Below are 20,167 nucleotides of genomic sequence, written 5' to 3'. Positions count from 1 at the left end.
GGTTTAGCCCATCGCCCGTGTAGCTCAGCCGGTAGAGCAGCGCACTCGTAACGCGAAGGTCGCAGGTTCGATTCCTGTCTCGGGCACCATATCCCCCTCGCTTATTTCACCTTTCTGCTCAGGTTCTCGACGTTGCGCTTGAGGTTCTCGAGTCCGCGGTCCTGATCGCTGTTTGAATTTATGTTCCCGCCACCATCAAAACATCGTGCGCACAACTTTTTGTTGGGAGATGTAAAGAGACGTGTAAATCCTCAGCCAAACGTCCTATATTCGGAGTCTGCCTGAGCAACGCCCAGCAGTTTTCAGATGATCCAGAATGGTTCTGAAGGCCAGATAAACCGGGCTTGATCCGGTTTTTTGTGTCAGAGAGATCCTTGAAGATCCAGATCCATCTTCCATTCCCAGATCAGCGAGAACGCCATGACTGTTAAAGAGATGACCCAGGAAGCCCGACACGAAGAAGCGCTGAAGAAGTATGTGCTGGATGCCCCCGAGTTGATGGACGAGATCAAGGACTTGTCCGCCGATGATCAGAAAGACCAGATCCAGTGGGCGTTCGAGGATGAAGCCGAAGCCCAGGGCTTGCAACCGTGGGAACTGACGCTCAAGTACACATCAACCCCGGAAGAATACGAGAGCGAACGGCTGAAACTGCACAAGGAAGCTGCCGAGGTATTGGGCGTCGAGTGGGAAGAGTACTGCGAGATGAACAATCTGGTGGTCTGACACTCATGTAGGAACGAGCTTGCTGGCGATGGTCGTTAACGATAACGCGTGTTTACTGGTTAAACATGGCGCTCTCAGGTACATCGCGAGCAAGCTCGTTCCTACAGTTTTGGCAACTCACATATGTGTGATCAGAGACTCAGGCGCATCGACAGATCGACCGCCTTCACATCCTTGGTCATCGCACCGATCGAAATGTAATCCACCCCGGTCTGTGCAATTGGCAGCAACGTACTTTCGTTGATCCCGCCGCTGGCCTCCAGCTTGGCCTTGCCGGCATTCAGGCGCACAGCTTCACGCATGTCGTCCAGGCTCAGTTCGTCGAGCATGATGATGTCGGCACCGGCCGCCAGCGCTTCCTTGAGTTCATCCAGGCTTTCCACTTCAATCTCGACCGGTTTGCCCGGAGCGATCTTGTGCGCGGCGGCAATGGCCTGCGCGATGCCGCCGCTGGCGGCGATGTGGTTTTCCTTGATCAGGAAGGCGTCATACAGGCCGATGCGGTGGTTATGGCAACCGCCGCAGGTCACGGCGTACTTTTGCGCCAGGCGCAGCCCCGGCAGTGTTTTGCGGGTGTCGAGCAGCTTGACCTGAGTCTCGGCCACGAAGTCTGCCAGGTATTGCGCGCGGGTCGCCACGCCGGAGAGCAGTTGCAGGAAGTTCAGGGCGCTGCGTTCGCCAGTCAGCAGTGAGCGCGCAGGGCCTTCGAGGTGGAACAGCACCTGGTTGGGCGTCACCCGTTCACCGTCGGCAACCTGCCAGTGCACCGCCACCCGCGGGTCCAGTTGCCGAAACACGTTATCGACCCAGGCGGTGCCGCTGATGACGGCCGCGTCGCGGGTAATGATGGTGGCTTTGGCCAGGCGTTCGGCCGGGATCAACTGCGCGGTGATATCGCCGCTGCCGATGTCTTCATGCAACGCACGGCGCACGTTGGCTTCGATTTCGGCGGTCAGATCGGCGAGACGTAGATTCGGCATAACGGACTCCACAAACAAAGTGGCTCGATTATAGGGCCATGGCACCGACCAACCCAAGGCATCAGAGCGTTACGTTTGCGCTGGCACCTGTATTTGGTCGAATCGCTGACGTTACCGGGGTTGGTCGTCGATTCTGAACATACGCCTGTTTGAGATCGACAACCTCAAACGCGGCAAGTGATCGCGTCTTGGGGGATTATCGCGGCATACTGTGCCAATACAGTCGACGTTGAAGGAATCGGTATGCAGTTGGACCCCGCGAGTGGTTGGATTCAGGGTGTGCGTGTCTGCCCCTCTCCCAACTTCAATGCGCGCCCCACAGGCGAAATTTCCCTGCTGGTGATCCACAACATCAGCCTGCCGCCGGCGCAGTTCGCCACCGGCAAGGTGCAGGAGTTTTTCCAGAATCGTCTGGATGTCACCGAACACCCCTATTTTGAAGGGATCGTGGACTTGCGGGTGTCGGCGCACTTTCTGATCGAACGTGACGGTACCGTTACCCAGTTTGTTTCGTGCCTTGAACGTGCGTGGCATGCGGGCGTCTCGAGCTTCGAGGGGCGGGACACCTGTAACGATTTTTCCGTGGGCATCGAGCTCGAAGGCACGGATGATCTGCCGTTCACCGACGCGCAATACCGCGCGTTGACAGCCCTGACGCGCCAGTTGCAACAGGCGTTCACGGCAATCACCACAGAGCGCATCTGCGGGCACAGCGACATTGCACCGGGGCGCAAAACCGATCCAGGGCCGGCGTTCGACTGGGCACGCTATCGTGCCGCCCTGGCACAAGAGGAAGGACGATGAGTTTTCTGGTGTTGCTGTTGGCGGTGTGGATCGAGAAGTTCTCGGCCCTGCGCCATCGGGTTCAGCGTGACAATGGCTGGACACACGAGCTGAACAAGCTTGAGGCCAGCCCGCGATTTTCAAACCGACCATGGCTGGTGCTGTCAATACTGGTCTTGTTGCCGGTGGCGTTGCTGGGGTTGCTGCTGGTCGTCATCGAGCCGGTGGCCTACGGTTTGCTGGCGTTGCCGATCCATTTACTGGTAGTCATCTACAGCCTGGGGCGCGGTGATCTACTGGGCGATCTCGGGCCGTTCCGCGACGCCTGGCGTCGGGAGGACCTGCAAGCGGCGGCCCATGTCGCCCAGCGCGATCTGGATATCTGCGCAGACAATGGCGAGCAGTTGCTGGAGCAGGTCGAAGGGCATTTGCTGTGGGAAGCCTACCAGAGCTTCTTCGCGGTGATTTTCTGGTACTTCCTGTTGGGTCCGGTTGCGGCGCTGAGTTATCGGTTGCTGGCGCTGGCCGAAGAGCACGGGAAAAACCCTGCAGTGGTCGAGCGCGCCGGGCAACTGCGTCACGCCTTCGACTGGTTGCCGGTGCGTCTGCTGGCCGCGAGCTTGGCGTTGGTCGGCAATTTTGTCGCGGTCAGTCGGGTGATGCTGCATGAGCTGCTGAACTGGAACATCAGCGCCGCGCAATTGATCGTGAAAGTCGGGCTGGTAGCCGGTGAGATTCCGGCACCGGTGACCGGCGCGGAAGGTATCAACAATCTGGACCGCATCTGGGCGCTGCTGCTGCGTGCGGCGGTGCTTTGGTATGCCGGGTTTGCGTTGTGGACGGTCCTGCGTTAGCCCAGCTGTCTGAGCCATTGTGGCGAAGGGGCAAGCCCCCTCGCCACATTGAGTTCGCTTCGTGTCGCTCGCGGACTTCTGTCGTTAACCTTTAGTTACAAAACCTCCTGCCGATTTAAGTTATACAGAGATAGCGCCGAATAGTGGCTATCTGCTTTCTGTCTGCGCCTGCCAATAAAAAAAATAAGAAACTGAAGGGAGACATCCAGTGAAGAGCTTGCTCTATCCCGCTGTCGCACTGATGAACCGCCTGAGCTTCGGTATGAAGTTCAGCCTGATCAGCGTACTGTTCCTGGTGCCGATGCTGGTGACCAACTTCTATCTGGTGCGTGACTCCTACCGCGAGTTCCAGGGCACGCGCATCGAACTGCAAAGTCTCGACCTGTTGGGCAGCAGCCTGACGTTGCGGCGCGATCTGGAAACCCTGAACAACCTTGTGCAGATCAATGTCAGCCTCGGCCAATCCGGCAAGGCCGGCAATGTTGAATCGAAAATCAGCGCCCTTGAGCAGAATATTCTGACTCGCCTGCAAGGGCTGACGGCGATGACCAGCGACCCGGAGCAGGTTGCGGTGTTTGATGGCAAACGCGATGAAATGATCGCCGCGTTCAAGGCCCAGCAAACGGAAAACTCCCTGCAAAGCAAAAGTGCCTTGATCGGCAAGCTGGTGGGTAGCGCGCAGATTTTCAGCCAGCTCATCACCAACCAGTCCGGCCTCAGTCGCGACAACCAGAGCGACATGCGCCAATTGAGCGAGCTCGTCACCCTCGTCACGCCAAGGGTCACCCAGATCCTAGGCGAAGGTCGGGCAATGGGGTCTTATTCGTTGGGGCAGGGATTCATCAACTCGGCTTCGAGTACCCGTTTCGATGAATTGCTGGCGCAGATTGAAAAGCTCCAGGCCGAGTATGGCCTGAAGTTGCAGGATGCCCTGGGTTCCAGCAACGCTGCGCGTGAGACCCTGGCTACTCAGGCCGATAGCAGCCGGGCATCCTTGAAGAAAGCCAGCGAGCTGTTCGAAGAACAAGTGGTCATGGCTGATACCCTCGACGCGCCGTGGCAGGGCTTTTACGATCAGGTCAGCGCCCTGATGGACCAGACCTACCAACTCAACGAAGCGGTCCTGAAGTATCTCGGCCCGCAATTGCAGCAGCGACTTGAGCAGAATCGCACGCACATGGTCTTGCAGGCCGTGGCGCTGTCAGTCGTCTTTGTGTTGATCTTTTATCTCTACGGCGCTTTCTATGCCTCGACCCGCACCACGCTCAAGCGCCTGGGCGCGGTGATGGACAAGGTGGCGGCCGGCGACATGACCGTGACCTTCAGCGCCCACAGCCGCGATGAGCTGGGGGAGCTGGGCGAAGTGTTCAACGGCACGGTGAAAAAGATCCATGACCTGATCGAGCGGGTGGGGCAGACCGTCAGCGAAGTCGAGCGTCAGGCCGGCCAGGTGGAAAGCGTTTCCGCGCAAAGCAACCAGGCCGTCGCCGGGCAGCGCACGCAGATCGAACAAGTGGCAACGGCGATGAACCAGATGTCGGCCACTTCTCAGGAAGTGGCGCGCAGTGCCGCCGCGGCGGTGAACAGCGCCCACAGCGTCAACGATGAGACCATCAGTGGTCGTGGCCTGGTGGAGTCGCAGCAAGGCAGCATTGCCGCGCTGGCCAGCGAGATCGATCAATCGGTACTGGTGATCAACCAACTGGCCAGCGACAGCCAGTCCATCAGCCGTGTGCTCGAAGTGATCAAGAGCATCGCCGAGCAGACCAATCTGCTAGCGCTCAATGCCGCCATCGAGGCGGCACGGGCCGGTGAGCAGGGCCGTGGTTTCGCCGTGGTAGCCGACGAAGTCCGGACCCTGGCCAAACGAACCCAGCAATCGACCGAAGAAATCGAGCAGATGATCGCCAGGCTACATGGCGGTGTCGGCGCGGCGGTAAAAGCCATGGGCACCAGCCATGAAATGGCCAATGGCACGGTCGGGCAGTCGGAAAAGGTCCAGCGGGCGCTGGAAAACATCTTGGGAGCGGTCGGCATGATCGTTGACCAGAACCAGCAGATTGCCGCCGCAGTGGAGCAACAAACCGCCGTGGCCCACGACATCGACCAGAACATCGTCGAGATCAATCGCGCTGGCGAGCGCACCGCTGAGGGGGCGCATCAGACCGAAGATGCCAGCCGGGCGTTGTCGGCCCAGGTCGTGGAGTTGAAACAGTTGATCAGCGCATTCCGGGTGTAGCAGTCGCCTGATATCACAGGATCTGATTCACCAGTTGAACAACTCGCAGGCATTAGCCGTACTGGCGGCAGCCAATTGCTCGGGGCTGATCGCCATGATGTCGGCCAGTGCCGCGCAGATCGCGGGCAGATGCGTGGGGCTGTTGCGTTGGCCGGGGAACATGGCGGGTGCCATGTCCGGGGCGTCGGTTTCCAGCACCACAGAATCCAGCGGTAGCTCGGCGAGTACTCGGTGCATGCGCAGCGCTTGAGGCCAGGTCGCGGCGCCCCCCAGGCCGAGTTTGAAACCCAGCTTGATGTATTCCCGGGCTTCTTCCTGGCTGCCGGCAAAGGCGTGGATGATGCCGGCCCGTTTCAGGCGAAACCGTTTGAGCGTGGCAATCACCGCCGCATGGCTACGCCGCACATGGATCAGTGCTGGAAGATTGAAGTCCGCCGCCAGTTGCAGCTGTGCGTCGAACAATGCCTGCTGGCGCTCACGGTCGAGGGTTTCGATGAAGTAGTCCAGGCCGATCTCGCCCACTGCGCACAATTGCCGATGGCCAGCCAGGTGGGTCAGCCAATCGCCGAGTTCGCTCAAGTCTTCAGGGCGATGATCGTCCAGATACACCGGATGTAAACCGAACGCCGCATGCAGGTCGGGATCGTTTTGCACCAGCTCCCAGACCCGCTGCCAATTGGCCTGATAAACCCCCAGCACCACGATCCGCCGCACCCCGAGGGCGTGGCTTTCGGCCAGCAGTGCCTGACGGTCGGCGTCGAAGTCCGGAAAATCCAGATGAGTGTGGGTGTCGATCAGCTCCACGGTTCAGTCCTGGCGAATACGCTGCTTGAACGTGCGCGAAATGGCTTGCACACCGGGCCGGTAGTCCGACTGCTCGATGGCGGCCAGGGCCAGCGCGAGGGCCTTGTCGGCGATCAACTGGTGCTGCTGGGCCATGGCGTTGACTGGCAGCGGCAGGAAGTCCAGCAACTGAGTGTCGCCGAACGTGCCGAGGCGCAGCGGGCGGTTTTTCAGCGGGAAGTCGTGTAGCGCATCGAATACGCCTTGAAGCAGCACGTAGGATGTGGTCACCAGGGCATCGGGCAAATGACCCAGACGCTGCAGCAATTCTTCCATCAATTGTTTGCCGCACTCGCGGCTGAAGGATTCGCCTTCTTCAATCAACACGTCACCGTTGAACCCGGCGAGCGCCTCTTTGAAGCCGGCGCAACGTTCCTGGCTGATGCTCAGCTCCGGGCGGGCGCCGATCAGCGCGATCTGTTTGGGCAATGGATCGAGCAGGCTGCGGGTCAGTTGCAGGCTGGCCTCGCGGTCGTCACTGATCACCGAGCAGAAATGCTCGGGTTCCATGACCCGGTCGATGGCGATGATCGGAATGCCCTTGGCCTGCAATTGGCGATAGCTGTCGTCGCCGGGCGGCAGGCAGCTGGCAACGATCAGTGCGTCGCAGCGCCGGGCGCGGAACAACTGCAGCAATTGCCGTTCGCTGTCCGGCGCATCGTCGGAACTGGCGATCAGCAACTGATAACCACGGGCCCGCGCACCTTGTTCCAGCAATTTGGCGATTCGCGCGTAACTGGGGTTTTCCAGATCCGGCAGAATGAACCCCAATGTGCGGGTGTGTCGGCTGCGCAATCCGGCGGCCTGTGGGTTAGGCGTGAAGCCATGTTGTTCGACGACCGCGCGCACGCGTTCGACGGTAGCGCTGCTGATGCGCTGTTGTTCGGCCTTGCCATTGATGACATAGCTGGCGGTGGTGACGGACACACCGGCCAACTGGGCGATATCACTGAGTTTCAACCCGCTGTTTCCTTGTTTTTTCGAGATTGCCTCGACATTTTCGTCAATCCTAACCGATTAAGGCAGGCGACCATTGTCGCAACGCATCCGACAAGTTGGACTTCAAGGATGGGCCAATTTCGAGTAACGTGCCAATCGATATAGATTAAACGTTTCAGCAGGTGTATTTTCTACGTTTTAGGCGCCTTTGGCCGGTTCTGCCGTGAAACCGCCAAAAGCGATGACCAAGCGCCTAAGCTGACTCATTCAAAACAATACCTGGTGCCCCAAGGCGCCAAAAAGGAGAAAGCATGCTCGAGCTCACTGTAGAGCAGATTTCCATGGGCCAATCGGCTGTGGATAAGTCCGCAGCGTTGCAATTGCTGGCCGGGCATCTGGTCGCCGACGGCCTGGTTGCCGAGGGTTATCTCGCCGGCTTGCAGGCGCGGGAGGCTCAGGGCTCGACCTTTCTCGGTCAAGGTATTGCCATCCCCCACGGTACGCCCGAAACCCGCGACCTGGTGTTCACCACCGGTGTACGCCTGATGCAGTTCCCCGATGGCGTGGACTGGGGCGATGGTCATATCGTTTACCTGGCGATCGGCATCGCCGCCAAATCCGATGAACATCTGCGCCTGTTGCAATTGCTCACCCGCGCCCTCGGCGAGACTGACCTGGGCCAGGCCCTGCGTCGCGCCGGTTCCGCCGAAGCCTTGCTGAAGTTGCTGCAAGGCGCGCCGCAGGAGCTGGCGCTGGATGCACAGATGATCGGCCTCGGTGTGGCGGCCGAAGATTTCGAAGAGCTGGTCTGGCGTGGTGCACGTTTGCTGCGGCAGGCCGACTGCGTGAGCAACGGTTTCTCCGCCGTGCTGCAGCAGGTTGAAGCGCTGCCCTTGGGCGATGGCCTGTGGTGGCTGCACAGCGAGCAGACGGTGAAGCGTCCGGGCCTGGCCTTCGTCACCCCGGACAGACCGCTGCGTTATCTCGGCCAGCCACTCACTGGGCTGTTCTGCCTGGCCAGCCTTGGTGAGGCCCATCAAACCCTGCTTGAACGCCTGTGCGCGTTGTTGATCGAAGGGCGTGGCCATGAGTTGGGGCGCGCCACCAGCAGCCGCAAGGTCCTCGAAGTGCTCGGTGGTGAAGTGCCCGCCGACTGGCCCAGCGCGCGAATTGCATTGGCCAACGCTCATGGTTTGCATGCGCGCCCGGCGAAAATCCTCGCGCAACTGGCAAAGAGTTTTGAAGGTGACATCCGCGTACGCATCGTCGATGGCCATGACAGTGCGGTGTCGGTAAAGAGCTTGAGCAAGTTGCTCAGCCTCGGCGCCCGTCGGGGACAGGTCCTGGAAATCATCGCCGAACCGGGCATCGCGGCTGATGCGCTGCCGGCCTTGTTGGCCGCCATCGAAGAAGGCCTCGGGGAGGAAGTCGAACCGCTGCCGCCGGTAAGCCTGGCGCGTGAAGTCGTTGCCGATTTGACCGAAGTGGTCCTCGCTCCGTTATCTGGCAGCGTGGTTCAGGCGATTGCAGCCGCTCCGGGGATCGCCATCGGCCCGGCCCATATTCACGTGCTGCAAACCATCGACTATCCGTTGCGCGGTGAGTCCGCCGCCATCGAGCGTGAACGTCTGCAGCATGCCCTGGCGCAGGTACGCCGTGACATCCAGGGCTTGATCGAGCGCAGCAAAAGCAAAGCCATTCGCGAAATCTTCATCACCCACCAAGAGATGCTCGACGACCCGGAACTGACCGATGAGGTCGATACGCGCCTCAAACAGGGCGAAAGTGCCGAGGCGGCGTGGATGGCCGTGATTGAATCGGCGGCTCGGCAACAGGAAGCGTTGCAGGATGCCTTGCTCGCCGAGCGTGCGGCCGACTTGCGCGACATCGGGCGTCGGGTGTTGATGCAGCTCAGCGGCATCGAAACCCCGAGCGAACCGGATCAACCGTACATTCTGGTGATGGACGAGGTCGGCCCCTCCGACGTCGCACGTCTCGACCCGGCTCGCGTGGCGGGGATTCTCACCGCTCGGGGTGGTGCTACGGCGCACAGTGCGATTGTTGCCCGGGCGCTGGGTATTCCGGCCTTGGTCGGCGCCGGTCCCGGCGTGTTGCTGCTGGCACCGGGTACGGCTTTGCTGCTCGATGGCCAGCGTGGTCGTCTGCATGTGGACGCTGACGCGTCGACCTTGCAGCGCGCCACGGCCGAACGCGATACCCGCGAGCAACGCTTGAAGGCGGCTGCTGAACTGCGTCATCAACCGGCATTGACCATCGATGGCCACGCCGTCGAAGTGTTCGCCAACATTGGTGAAAGTGCCGGCGTTACCAGTGCGGTGGAGCAGGGCGCTGAAGGCATTGGCCTGTTGCGCACCGAACTGATTTTCATGGCCCATCCGCAAGCGCCCGACGAGGCGACCCAGGAAGTCGAGTACCGTCGCGTTCTCGACGGTTTGGCCGGGCGGCCGCTGGTGGTGCGCACCCTCGATGTCGGTGGCGACAAACCTCTGCCGTACTGGCCGATTGCGAAGGAAGAGAACCCGTTTCTCGGCGTGCGCGGCATTCGCCTGACCTTGCAGCGTCCGCAGATCATGGAAGCGCAATTGCGCGCCTTGCTGCGGGCTGCCGACAACCGGCCGCTGAGGATTATGTTTCCGATGGTGGGCAGCGTCGACGAATGGCGCCAAGCCCGTGACATGACCGAACGCCTGCGCCAGGAAATCCCGGTCGCCGACCTGCAACTGGGGATCATGATCGAAGTGCCGTCGGCGGCATTGCTGGCGCCGGTCTTGGCCAAGGAAGTCGATTTCTTCAGCGTCGGCACCAACGACCTGACCCAATACACCTTGGCCATCGATCGTGGCCATCCGACGCTGTCGGCCCAGGCCGATGGCTTGCATCCGGCGGTGCTGCAACTGATCGACATCACCGTGCGTGCGGCCCATGCTCACGGCAAATGGGTCGGTGTGTGCGGTGAGCTGGCGGCCGACCCACTGGCGGTGCCGGTACTCGTCGGCCTCGGCGTGGACGAACTCAGCGTCGGGGCGCGCAGCATTGCCGAGGTCAAGGCGCGAATTCGCGAACTGGGCTTCACTCAGACTCAAACCCTTGCCCAACAGGCCCTTGCCGTGGGCAGCGCCAATGAAGTGCGCGCACTAGTGGAGGCCCTGTAATGGCCCGGATTCTCACCCTGACCCTCAACCCGGCGCTGGACCTGACCGTCCAATTGCCGCGCCTTGAAGCCGGCCAGGTCAACCGCAGCGATGTGATGCACACCCACGCTGCCGGCAAAGGCGTCAACGTGGCGCAAGTGCTGGCGGACCTCGGGCATCAGTTGACCGTCAGTGGCTTTCTCGGCGAGGACAATCTGCAAGCGTTTGAAACGTTGTTCGCCAGGCGCGGTTTTGTCGATGCCTTCATCCGCGTACCGGGCGAGACCCGCAGCAACATCAAGCTGGCGGAAAGCGACGGTCGCATCACCGACATCAATGGGCCGGGGCCGCAGGTCAGCGAGGCGGCGCAACAGGCCCTGCTGGATCGACTGGAGCAGATCGCGCCGGGGCACGATGCGGTGGTGGTTGCCGGCAGTTTGCCATTGGGCGTCAGCGCGCAGTGGTTGCAGGCGTTGATTGTGCGCTTGAAGAACCTGGGCCTGAACGTCGCCCTCGACACCAGCGGGGAGGCGTTGCGTGCAGCGCTGAAAGCGGGACCGTGGCTGATCAAACCCAACACTGAAGAGCTGGCCGAGGTGCTGGGCTGCGAGGTCGTGTCGCTCAGTGCCCAGGCCTTGGCGGCGGAGCGTTTGCATGCCCAGGGCATTGAGCATGTGGTGATTTCCCATGGCGTCGATGGCGTGAACTGGTTCAGCGTCGGCTCGGCGCTGCATGCCACGCCACCCAGGGTCAACGTCGCCAGCACGGTGGGCGCGGGTGATTCGTTGCTGGCGGGGATGCTCCACGGTTTGCTCAGTGCCGATACGCCGGAGCAGACCTTGCGAACCGCCACGGCGATTGCCGCGATGGCAGTGACCCAGATCGGTTTCGGCATTGGCGATGCAGCGCAACTGGCGCAGCTCGAACAGGGTGTACGCGTGCGTCCCCTGACAGAACAATAAGAGGGTTTGTCATGAAGTTAGCCATCATTACGGCCTGCCCGAACGGCATGGTCACCAGTGTGCTGTGCGCCCGGTTGCTTGATGCCGCGGCCCAGCGTCAGGGCTGGAGCACCAGTGTCGAAATCACCGATGCCGCACATCCTGAGAAACAACTGTCGGCGGCCACCCTCGACGCGGCCGAGTGGGTGCTGCTGGTGACCAGCGCACCCGTGGATATGTCGCGGTTTGTCGGCAAGCGGCTGTTCCAGAGCACCCCGGCCCAGGCCCTGCAAGACGTGGAAGCTGTGCTGCGGCGTGGTGCGCAGGACGCTCAGGTTTACGCCGCCGAAGAGGTCGTCGTCGAACCTGTTGCGGTTGTCCAGAACGCGCCGCGACTGGTGGCGGTTACCGCGTGCCCGACGGGTGTCGCTCACACGTTCATGGCCGCCGAAGCCTTGCAGCAAGCGGCCAAGCGCCTGGGCTATGAGCTACAGGTGGAAACCCAGGGCTCGGTCGGCGCACGCAATCCATTGAGCGCGCAAGCGATTGCCGAGGCCGATGTGGTGCTGCTGGCGGCCGATATCGAAGTCGCCACCGAGCGTTTCGCCGGCAAGAAAATCTATCGCTGTGGCACCGGTATTGCCCTCAAGCAAGCGGAAGCGACCTTGAAAAAGGCCTTGGCCGAAGGCCAGCAGGAAAGCGCTGGGAGCGCTGCCAAAACAACGGCCAAACAGGAAAAGACGGGTGTCTACAAACACCTGCTGACTGGCGTGTCGTTCATGTTGCCGATGGTGGTGGCCGGCGGCCTGATGATCGCCTTGTCGTTCGTGTTCGGCATCACCGCCTTCAAGGAGGAGGGCACGCTGGCGGCGGCGCTGATGCAGATCGGTGGCGATAGCGCATTCAAGCTGATGGTGCCGCTGCTGGCAGGCTATATCGCCTACTCCATCGCCGACCGTCCGGGCCTCGCGCCAGGGATGATCGGCGGACTGCTGGCGAGCACCCTGGGCGCCGGTTTCATCGGCGGGATCATTGCCGGTTTCCTCGCTGGCTATGCGGCCAAGGCGATCAACCGGTATGCGCGTTTGCCGCAAAGTCTCGAGGCGCTGAAACCGATCCTGATCATCCCGCTGCTGGCGAGCCTGTTCACCGGTCTGGTGATGATCTACGTGGTCGGCAAACCGGTCGCCGGGATGCTTGCCGGGCTCACGAATTTTCTCGACAGCATGGGCACCACCAACGCGATTCTGCTCGGTGTGTTGCTGGGCGGCATGATGTGCGTCGACCTCGGCGGGCCGATCAACAAGGCGGCCTATGCGTTTTCGGTGGGGTTGCTGGCGTCGCAGAGCTACGCGCCGATGGCGGCGACCATGGCGGCCGGCATGGTGCCGCCGATTGGCCTGGGCATCGCCACGTTCATTGCCCGACGCAAGTTCGCCCAGACCGAGCGCGAGGCCGGTAAAGCAGCGCTGGTGCTGGGGCTGTGCTTTATCTCTGAAGGGGCGATTCCTTTTGCGGCGAAAGATCCGCTACGGGTGATTCCGGCGAGCATCGCCGGCGGTGCGCTGACGGGGGCGTTGTCGATGTATTTCGGCTGCAAATTGATGGCGCCCCATGGTGGGTTGTTCGTCCTGGCGATCCCGAATGCGATCAACCATGCGCTGCTCTACCTGTTGGCGATTGTGGCGGGGAGTCTGTTGACGGCGGTGGCGTATGCGCTGGTGAAACGGCCGGAGGTGGTGGAGTTGGCGGTAGAACCCGCCACCGCCTGACACCTGCCCCTGTGGTGTTGGGAAGATTTGTGTCATGCCAGGGTCATAGGGTCATGCTTTAGTTTTCCTTTTTCAGGGAGAACACCATGAGCGATTTCAACCTCGGGCGCCGTCGTGTCATGCAAGCGGTCGGCGCCGGATTGCTGTTGCCAGGGCTGGCGCCGGCGGTGATCGCTTCGGTCAAGGACCGGCCGAAGGTCGCCGACGGCGTGCAGTCCGGCGACCTGCTGGGTGACCGGGCGATTATTTGGAGCCGCTGCGACCGCCCCGCGCGGATGGTGGTGGAGTGGGACACCCGCAGCCTGTTTCCCAACCCACGGCGATTCGTCTCGCCCCTGGCCGATGCGCGCACTGATTTCACTGCCCGGGTCGAACTCATCGGGCTGCCCGCCGGTCAGGCAATTTTCTATCGCGTGCAGTTTGAAGACGCCCAGAGCGGTGTCGCCAGCGAGCCCTGGTTCGGTCACTTGCGCAGCGTGCCGCAAGCCCGCCGTGACATCCGTTTCGTCTGGAGCGGCGACACCGTCGGCCAGGGCTTCGGCATCAACCCGGACATTGGCGGCATGCGCATCTACGAAGCAATGCGCCTGCGTTTGCCAGACTTTTTTATCCACAGCGGCGACACCATTTACGCCGACGGCCCGATCCCGGCTCAGCTCACCACGGAAGGCGGCCGGGTGTGGCGCAACATCACCACCGAGGCCAAGAGCAAAGTCGCCGAGACCCTCGATGAGTATCGCGGCAACTATCGCTACAACCTGATGGACGAAAACATCCGTCGTTTCAATGCCGAGGTCCCGCAGATCTGGCAGTGGGACGACCACGAAGTGGTGAACAACTGGTCGCCGGGCAAGCAGCTGGATGCGCGTTACCAGGACAAAGATATCCACAGCCTGGTGGGCCGCGCACGCCAGGCCTGGCTTGAATATGCGCCGATGCGTTTGCAGAGCGCCGATGGCGGCGGGAGGATCTATCGCAAGCTTGGTTACGGGCCGCTGCTCGATGTTTTTGTACTGGACATGCGCAGTTATCGCGGGCCCAACGATGACAATCAGGGCGCTGAAAAACCTTTCCTCGGGCGTGAGCAACTGGACTGGCTCAAGCGCGAAATGCAGGCCTCGAACGCGCAATGGAAAGTGATCGCCGCCGACATGCCCATTGGCCTCGGCGTGCCCGACGGCGAGGTCAGCCCTGGTGTCGCGCGCTGGGAGGCCGTGGCCAACGGTGACCCCGGCCCGGCACAGGGGCGTGAGCTGGAGATCGCAGAATTGCTCGGCTTTCTGCGGGCGCAAGAGGTGCGAAATTTCCTGTTCCTGACCGCAGATGTGCATTACTGCGCGGCCCATCATTACCATCCGGATCGGGCGGCGTTTCAGGATTTCGAACCGTTCTGGGAGTTCGTCGCCGGACCGCTGAATGCCGGTAGCTTTGGGCCGAACTCGCTGGATAAAACCTTTGGTCCTGAAGTGGTATTCGAGAAGGCGCCGCCCACGCAGAACGTCTCGCCGTTTGCCGGGTTTCAGTTTTTTGGCGAGGTGAACATCGATGGGCAGAGTGGGGAGTTGAGCGTGGTGTTGCGGGATCTGGATGGGGTGTCTGTATTTGAGAAAAAGCTGCAGCCGGTTTGAGATGGAGATGGATACATGAACCCTTGTGGGAGCGAGCAAGCTCGCTCCCACAGGGAACTCAGTGAATCAGTACACGTCGCGGCGGTAGCGGCCCTGTTCGATCAGGCGCTCCACTTCGGCGCTACCCAACACTTCGTTGAGCACCTGATCCACGCCCGAAGCCATGCCTTGAAGGCTGCCGCAGATGTAGATCACCGCATCGTCCGCCAGCCACTTCTTGAGCTCGGCCGCCGATTCACGCAGTCGATCCTGTACGTAAATCTTTTCGGCCTGGTCGCGGGAAAACGCCAGGTCGAGGCGCGCCAGATCACCATTGATCAGCCACTCCTCCAGCTCCTTTCGGCACAGGTAATCGTGCTCGCGATGGCGCTCGCCAAACAGCAGCCACTGGCGTTGCTGGCCATCGGCAATCCGGGCCTTGAGCAGGCTACGCAACCCGGCCAGGCCCGTGCCGTTGCCCAGCAGGATCATCGGCACCGGTTGGGCCGGCAGATGGAAACCACTGTTGCGCCGCACGCGCAGGCTGATGGAACTGCCTACCGGCACGTGTTCGGTCAGCCAGCCGGAACCGACACCGAGGTTGCCGTCGGCATGCACTTCCTGACGCACGATCAATTCCAGCACGCCATCGGCCGGGATCGACGCAATGGAATACTCGCGCATGGCCAGCGGCACGAGGGCCTCTGCCAACGCTTGGGCGTGCAGGCCGACCAGGTGGGCGCGGTTCTCCGGCAACTGGCGGCTGGCCAGGGCCTGTTCGAGGGTTTCTTCCAGGCCGTTGAGTTGCACCTTGGTTTCACCGTGAATCCCCATGCCATCGAGGAAGTGCTCGATGGCCCACGGGCAGTTGCGCGGCATCACTTCCACTAGGTCGCCCGCCAGCCAGCTGCTGGTGGAAGGAGGCTTGAGGCCCAGCAAGTACACCGGCGAGCCACTGCTGTCCGGATTGAGCAGTTCACGATGCAGCAGGGTCCAGTTGTCGTAGCTGGGCGCTTGCCAGGTATCCACGGGGGCCTGGCCGGTCAACAGACCCAGTTGCTGTTGCCAGTGGCGCAAGGCGTAAGGGTCACCGCTGTCGACCTCCACCGGGGCGAACAGGGTCTTTGCGCCCTGTTCGCCCAACCAGGCGTGCAGGCGTTTGGCGAAACCGCAGAAGTGTTGATACTGCCGGTCGCCCAACCCCAGGACGGCGTAATTCAGGCGCCCCAGGCTCGGTGTCTGGCCCAGTACCTTGCGCTCGAAACTGCGGGCACTGTCCGGTGCCTCGCCGTCGCCGAAGGTGCTGACCACGAACAAGGCATTGTTCGATTCATGCAAGTCCTGCTCGCTGACGTCCGCCAATGGCTGCACTTTGACCGGCAAGCCTGCGGCCTGCAATTGCCCGGCGGTTTGCCATGCCAGCTGTTCGGCAAAACCACTTTGGCTGGCGAAGCCGATCAGCCACGCCGGCGCGTCGCTGGCGGTTTGCACGAGATCTTTGCGTGCATCCTTGATCTGGCGCTTTTTGCGCCGACGATCCAGGTACAGCATCCAGCCGGTGATGAAGAACAGCGGCATGGTCAGCGAGGCGATGGTCAGGATAATGCGCCCGACGATGCCGAAGTAACTACCGACGTGCAGCGCATAGATGCTGGTCAGCAGTTGCGCCTTGAGGCTCTTGTCGCTGTAGCGATCAACCCGTTTGACCACGCCGGTGGCCGGGTCAAGGGTGATCTGGTTCAGGGCGCGGTCGTGAGGCGAAGTTTTCAGCAGGAAGTAAACGGTCGCTGGTTGGCCGGCCACGGGCGGCATGCGCACGTTATAGGAGCTGAGTTGCGGACCGGCCGCACTGTAGATGCTGCTCCACATCGCCGAGTAATCGGCCGTCGGTGCCGGACCGCTTGGCGCAGGGCCGCGTCCGCCGCGCACACGTTCGCTCTGTGGTGAGTCGGAGAGCAATCGGGTCAGGCCTTTGTTGTACCACTCGTAGGACCAGAACAACCCGGTCAGCGCCGCCAGAAGGTAAAACACCAGGCACCAGGTGCCGGCCACCGAGTGCAGGTCCCAGTTGAAGCTGCGGCCCTTTTTCTTCCAGTCCAGGGTCAGCCAGGTCCGCCAGCTTTTCCACTGGCGAGGCCAGCGCAGGTATAGGCCAGACAGGCAGAAGAACACCAGGATCAGCGTGCACGCGCCGGTGATCTGCCGCCCCGTGTCGCCCATGGCGAGGAAACGGTGCAGTTGCAGCATCAGACCGAAAAAGCCCTGGCCGCTGGCGTCGCCGAGGAACTCGGCGGTATACGGGTCGAAGTAGCGCATCTCGCCACGGCGTTCACCTGGCGGCGGGGTGAACCACACTTTGGCGGCGTTGCCGCTGTCGGTTTCCACCGTGAGCATCGAGACTTTTTTGCCCGATGCGGCTTCGATTCGCTCCACCAGTTCGACGGGCGGCAGCACACCGGCGACCTGTTTCTCGACCTGCAACACAGAAGGATTGAGTGCGCTCAGGATTTCATCCTGAAACGATACCATCGCCCCGGTGATGCCCATCAGGGCCAGGACCAGCCCGGCGCTGATGCCGAAAAACCAGTGCAACTGGAACAGGGTTTTCTTCAACACGTCGCTCGCCTTGTTCGTTCAAGTTGATTCATCACGGCGCGCATTATGCCGTGGGGTTGTCGAGAAGCATTCTTTTTACGCGCAAAGGCCCCGTTCATGTGGATGAACGGGGCCGGGTCTGATTTCAGCATTCACCCTCTCCTGTGGGTGCGAGCTTGCTCGCGATAGCGGTGTGTCGGCCAACATAAATGTTGAATGTGGCGACGTCATCGCGAGCAAGCTCGCTCCCACAGGGATTGCAGTGTGAGTGGCAATCAGAAGTGGAAGTTGGTGCTCAGCAAAGCGGTACGACCGGCCGCCTGGTTGGCGAAGTGAGTCGAGAACGCCTTGTCGTAGTAGGTTTCGTCAGTCAGGTTCTGTACGTTCAGTTGCAGGTCGACGTTCTTGGTCAGCTTGTAGGCCGCCATTGCGTCGTAACGAACGTAGGAATCGACCATGGTGGTGTTGGCGGCACTGCCGAACACGTCATCGACATAGAACGCACCGCCACCGATGGTCAGCCTTGGCGTGACCTGATAGGTCGTCCACAGGCTGGCGCTGTTTTTCGGCGTGTTAGGCAGTTCGTTGCCATCGTTGGCTTTGTTTGCCGGCAGGTCGCCGCCATCGACTTGCTCGCTGTCCATGTAGGCGTAACCGGCGAAGACCTGCCATTTGTCGGTGAGCTTGCCGGTGGCCGACAGTTCGATACCTTGAACGCGGGTTTTGCCGACGTTTTCAAACGTAGTGGTGTTGGTTTGCACACGAGCGTTTTCTTTCTCGGTGCGGAAGATGTCGGCAGTCAGGGACAAACGATCGTTCAGCAGATCCCACTTGGTACCGATTTCGTAGTTCTTGGTGGTTTCCGGTTCCATATCGCTTTTCAGCAGATTGCCGTTGCGATCCGGCGTGCCGCCCAGCGGGTTGCCTTCCGAACCTTCGCCCAGGGTGTTGCCCGGTGGAGTGGCAGATGTTGCGTAGGATGCATAGATGCTGCCGTTTTCGGCTGGTTTGTACACCACACCGAACTGACCGGTAACGAACTCGCTGGTGTCATCACCCTTGGACGTGGTCACGCTGGAGCCGTTGAAGGTTTTGTAGTCGGTGTCGAAATGGTCGTAGCGCAGGCCCATGTTCACCAGCCACTGCTCGGACAACGTCAGGGTGTCGAATACATACAGTGCGTAGGTGTTGGCCTTGGTTTCGGTGCCCGCGTAGTTGCGGGAGATGGCACCGCTCCACGGATCATTTGGCGTCGGGTTGGACAGCGAGGTGCAGTTGTAACCGCTTGGCGCGCCGATCAGTGCCGGCGAGCAGTTGTTGGTTACCGCTGCCGTTCCCGGGGTGGTGTCCGTGTTGACGTTGTACGAGGATTTTTCACTTTCCTCGTGGGTGTATTCGACACCGGTGGAGAAGCTGTTCTTGAACCCGGCGATGTAGATATCACCAAACAGGTCGGTCTGGTTGGTGGTGGTCTCGGTGTTGCTCACGCGGGTGTTTGCCCGGCGCCAGACGCTGCCGTTGTTGACGTTGCCTTTACTGTCGTCCGGCTGGGTCAGGATGTAATCCTGCATGCTGGTGCCGTGACGCAGGGTGTTCTTGATGGTCAGCGAGTCACTCAGGTCGTGCTCGATGGCGAAAGTTGCGGTGTCGGTGCGGGTCTTGCGGAAGTCGCGGTCGGTCAGACCATAGAAATTTCTGCTGTCGCCACCGTCATTCGGCTTGTCCGGGTTGGCCTTGGTACGGGCAGCCGAGCCTGCGGCCGGGATGGAGTAAGGGATGCCCGAATCCGGCGTGTCGTTGCTTTCGAGGTGGTAGTAGTCGAGGTTGACGCGGGTATCTGTACCCAGGCCGAAAGCCAGGGACGGTGCGACACCCCAGCGGTCGTAGTCGACGCTGTCACGTCCGGCGACGTTGCTCTCATGGCTCATCAGGTTCAGACGGCCAGCGGCAGTGTCGGTGAACTGATAGTTGCCGTCCATGGTGTAGCGCTGGGTCTGGTCGGAGCCCCAGGTGAAACCACCATCGAACGAATTGCCCAGGTGAGCTTTCTTGCTGACCAGGTTGATGCTGCCGCCTGCAGCGCCACGACCGCCGATGGCAGAGTTCGGGCCTTTGCTGACTTCGATCGACTCCACGGCGAAGATCTCGCGGCTCTGGGAACCGGTATCGCGAACGCCGTCCAGGTAGGTATCGCCCTGGGCGTCAAAGCCGCGAATGAACGGACGGTCGCCCTGTGGGTTGCCGCCTTCACCGGCACCGAAGGTGATGCCTGGAATGGTGCGCAGGGCGTCCTGCATGTTCATGGCGCCTGTGTCTTTCAACACTTGTTGCGGAATGACGGTGATCGAGCGCGGTGTGTCCACCAGCGGTGCGGTGTACTTGGGCGAGGAGGCTTTCTCTACGTTATAGGTCGTTTCGTCCTGGGCTTCGCCGGTGATGGCGGTGGCGCCCAGCGAAATCACATTGCCCGGTGCTTTTTCGTCGGCTTTTTCCGCCGCGAAAACCATGTGGCCCGCAGAGCCGGCAGTAAGCGCCATGCCGATGGCCGATGCGAGCAGACGTGGTGAACTGACCGGTACTTGTGGTTGTTGACGCGACATTTGAGTTCCCCTCCCCAAGGATTTGAGGCCGCGGAATATAGGGTAAACACGTATTTGTATCAATTGCGAAATATTACTATTCGCACTGAATTTACATTCTTTACAATTTACCCTTACGGTTTCTGCTGACTCATTC

Annotated in this window: 13 protein-coding genes, 1 tRNA gene and 1 pseudogene; 10 read left to right on the top strand and 5 right to left on the bottom strand. The window is 61.0% G+C overall.

Features of this window, described 5'->3' with window-relative positions; genetic code table 11:
- Window positions 1–13 precede the first annotated feature (13 nt).
- Together AC3WTM_RS01560 and AC3WTM_RS01555 are read left to right on the top strand one after the other, a co-directional pair.
- A tRNA-Thr gene (locus tag AC3WTM_RS01560) sits at window positions 14–89 on the top strand.
- Window positions 90–420: 331 nt separating this feature from the next.
- On the top strand, window positions 421–726 hold the full coding sequence (locus tag AC3WTM_RS01555; protein ID WP_102669046.1) for a DUF6388 family protein: 306 nt from the start codon (window positions 421–423) through the stop codon (window positions 724–726).
- Window positions 727–857: 131 nt separating this feature from the next.
- Here AC3WTM_RS01555 and nadC read toward each other — a convergent pair whose 3' ends face one another.
- Window positions 858–1,706: a carboxylating nicotinate-nucleotide diphosphorylase gene (gene nadC, locus AC3WTM_RS01550; protein ID WP_057716471.1), complete on the bottom strand. Its 849-nt coding sequence runs from the start codon at window positions 1,704–1,706 to the stop codon at window positions 858–860.
- A gap of 243 nt (window positions 1,707–1,949) precedes the next feature.
- Here nadC and ampD point away from each other — a divergent pair, with 243 nt between their 5' ends.
- The 4 genes and pseudogenes from ampD to AC3WTM_RS01530 all read left to right on the top strand — a co-directional run bounded on the left by ampD (window position 1,950) and on the right by AC3WTM_RS01530 (window position 5,582).
- Window positions 1,950–2,510 (top strand): 1,6-anhydro-N-acetylmuramyl-L-alanine amidase AmpD, encoded by a 561-nt coding sequence (gene ampD, locus AC3WTM_RS01545; protein WP_102669047.1) that lies wholly within the window; start codon window positions 1,950–1,952, stop codon window positions 2,508–2,510.
- On the top strand, window positions 2,507–3,343 hold the full coding sequence (gene ampE, locus AC3WTM_RS01540) for a regulatory signaling modulator protein AmpE (RefSeq protein ID WP_102669048.1): 837 nt from the start codon (window positions 2,507–2,509) through the stop codon (window positions 3,341–3,343). Before ampD ends, ampE begins: the two co-directional genes overlap by 4 nt.
- A gap of 241 nt (window positions 3,344–3,584) precedes the next feature.
- Window positions 3,585–4,676 (top strand): annotated as a pseudogene (locus tag AC3WTM_RS01535) (methyl-accepting chemotaxis protein); the annotation flags it as partial.
- Window positions 4,653–5,582, top strand: coding sequence for a methyl-accepting chemotaxis protein (locus tag AC3WTM_RS01530; RefSeq protein WP_404940403.1), 930 nt, complete (start codon window positions 4,653–4,655; stop codon window positions 5,580–5,582). The pseudogene AC3WTM_RS01535 and the gene AC3WTM_RS01530, both read left to right, overlap by 24 nt.
- Before the next feature lie 27 nt (window positions 5,583–5,609).
- On the opposite strand, the gene AC3WTM_RS01525 is transcribed toward AC3WTM_RS01530, so the two are convergent.
- Both AC3WTM_RS01525 and cra read right to left on the bottom strand, forming a co-directional pair.
- Window positions 5,610–6,386, bottom strand: coding sequence for a TatD family hydrolase (locus tag AC3WTM_RS01525; RefSeq protein ID WP_102669050.1), 777 nt, complete (start codon window positions 6,384–6,386; stop codon window positions 5,610–5,612).
- 3 nt (window positions 6,387–6,389) lie between these two features.
- Window positions 6,390–7,385, bottom strand: a complete 996-nt coding sequence (cra, locus tag AC3WTM_RS01520; protein ID WP_102669051.1) for a catabolite repressor/activator — start codon at window positions 7,383–7,385, stop codon at window positions 6,390–6,392.
- Window positions 7,386–7,675: 290 nt separating this feature from the next.
- Between cra and ptsP the strand changes: the two genes are divergently transcribed.
- From ptsP to AC3WTM_RS01500, 4 genes are all read left to right on the top strand, one after another.
- Window positions 7,676–10,537, top strand: coding sequence for a phosphoenolpyruvate--protein phosphotransferase (ptsP, locus tag AC3WTM_RS01515; RefSeq protein ID WP_102669052.1), 2,862 nt, complete (start codon window positions 7,676–7,678; stop codon window positions 10,535–10,537).
- Complete coding sequence (pfkB, locus tag AC3WTM_RS01510; protein WP_102669053.1) at window positions 10,537–11,478, top strand: 1-phosphofructokinase; 942 nt, start codon at window positions 10,537–10,539, stop codon at window positions 11,476–11,478. Before ptsP ends, pfkB begins: the two co-directional genes overlap by 1 nt.
- A gap of 11 nt (window positions 11,479–11,489) precedes the next feature.
- Window positions 11,490–13,229 carry a PTS fructose-like transporter subunit IIB gene (locus AC3WTM_RS01505; protein WP_102669054.1) on the top strand — a complete coding sequence of 580 codons (1,740 nt, stop codon included), beginning with the start codon at window positions 11,490–11,492 and terminating at the stop codon, window positions 13,227–13,229.
- An 86-nt stretch (window positions 13,230–13,315) separates the two neighbouring features.
- Window positions 13,316–14,857, top strand: coding sequence for an alkaline phosphatase D family protein (locus AC3WTM_RS01500; protein ID WP_102669055.1), 1,542 nt, complete (start codon window positions 13,316–13,318; stop codon window positions 14,855–14,857).
- A 66-nt stretch (window positions 14,858–14,923) separates the two neighbouring features.
- Here the strand turns inward: AC3WTM_RS01500 and AC3WTM_RS01495 are convergent, their stop codons facing one another.
- Both AC3WTM_RS01495 and AC3WTM_RS01490 read right to left on the bottom strand, forming a co-directional pair.
- The gene (locus AC3WTM_RS01495) at window positions 14,924–17,452 is read right to left on the bottom strand and encodes a PepSY domain-containing protein (protein WP_102669056.1); all 2,529 of its coding nucleotides are present in this window, start codon (window positions 17,450–17,452) and stop codon (window positions 14,924–14,926) included.
- 254 nt (window positions 17,453–17,706) lie between these two features.
- Entirely contained in the window at window positions 17,707–20,031 is a 2,325-nt protein-coding gene (locus tag AC3WTM_RS01490; RefSeq protein ID WP_102669057.1) for a TonB-dependent receptor, read from the bottom strand.
- Window positions 20,032–20,167: the final 136 nt, after the last annotated feature.

The organism is Pseudomonas sp. EU05-FHT14B02 (assembly GCF_058791055.1).
Note: the sequence above shows the minus strand (reverse complement) of the source record. Positions and strands in the feature narration are given on the sequence as shown.

Bases quoted from the DNA above. Each gene is read 5' to 3' on its own strand.
- AC3WTM_RS01555 (WP_102669046.1), top strand. From the start codon at position 421: ATGACTGTTAAAGAGATGACCCAGGAAGCCCGACACGAAGAAGCGCTG.
- nadC (WP_057716471.1), bottom strand. From the start codon at position 1,706: ATGCCGAATCTACGTCTCGCCGATCTGACCGCCGAAATCGAAGCCAAC.
- ampD (WP_102669047.1), top strand. From the start codon at position 1,950: ATGCAGTTGGACCCCGCGAGTGGTTGGATTCAGGGTGTGCGTGTCTGC.
- ampE (WP_102669048.1), top strand. From the start codon at position 2,507: ATGAGTTTTCTGGTGTTGCTGTTGGCGGTGTGGATCGAGAAGTTCTCG.
- AC3WTM_RS01530 (WP_404940403.1), top strand. From the start codon at position 4,653: ATGACCGTGACCTTCAGCGCCCACAGCCGCGATGAGCTGGGGGAGCTG.
- ptsP (WP_102669052.1), top strand. From the start codon at position 7,676: ATGCTCGAGCTCACTGTAGAGCAGATTTCCATGGGCCAATCGGCTGTG.
- pfkB (WP_102669053.1), top strand. From the start codon at position 10,537: ATGGCCCGGATTCTCACCCTGACCCTCAACCCGGCGCTGGACCTGACC.
- AC3WTM_RS01505 (WP_102669054.1), top strand. From the start codon at position 11,490: ATGAAGTTAGCCATCATTACGGCCTGCCCGAACGGCATGGTCACCAGT.
- AC3WTM_RS01500 (WP_102669055.1), top strand. From the start codon at position 13,316: ATGAGCGATTTCAACCTCGGGCGCCGTCGTGTCATGCAAGCGGTCGGC.
- AC3WTM_RS01490 (WP_102669057.1), bottom strand. From the start codon at position 20,031: ATGTCGCGTCAACAACCACAAGTACCGGTCAGTTCACCACGTCTGCTC.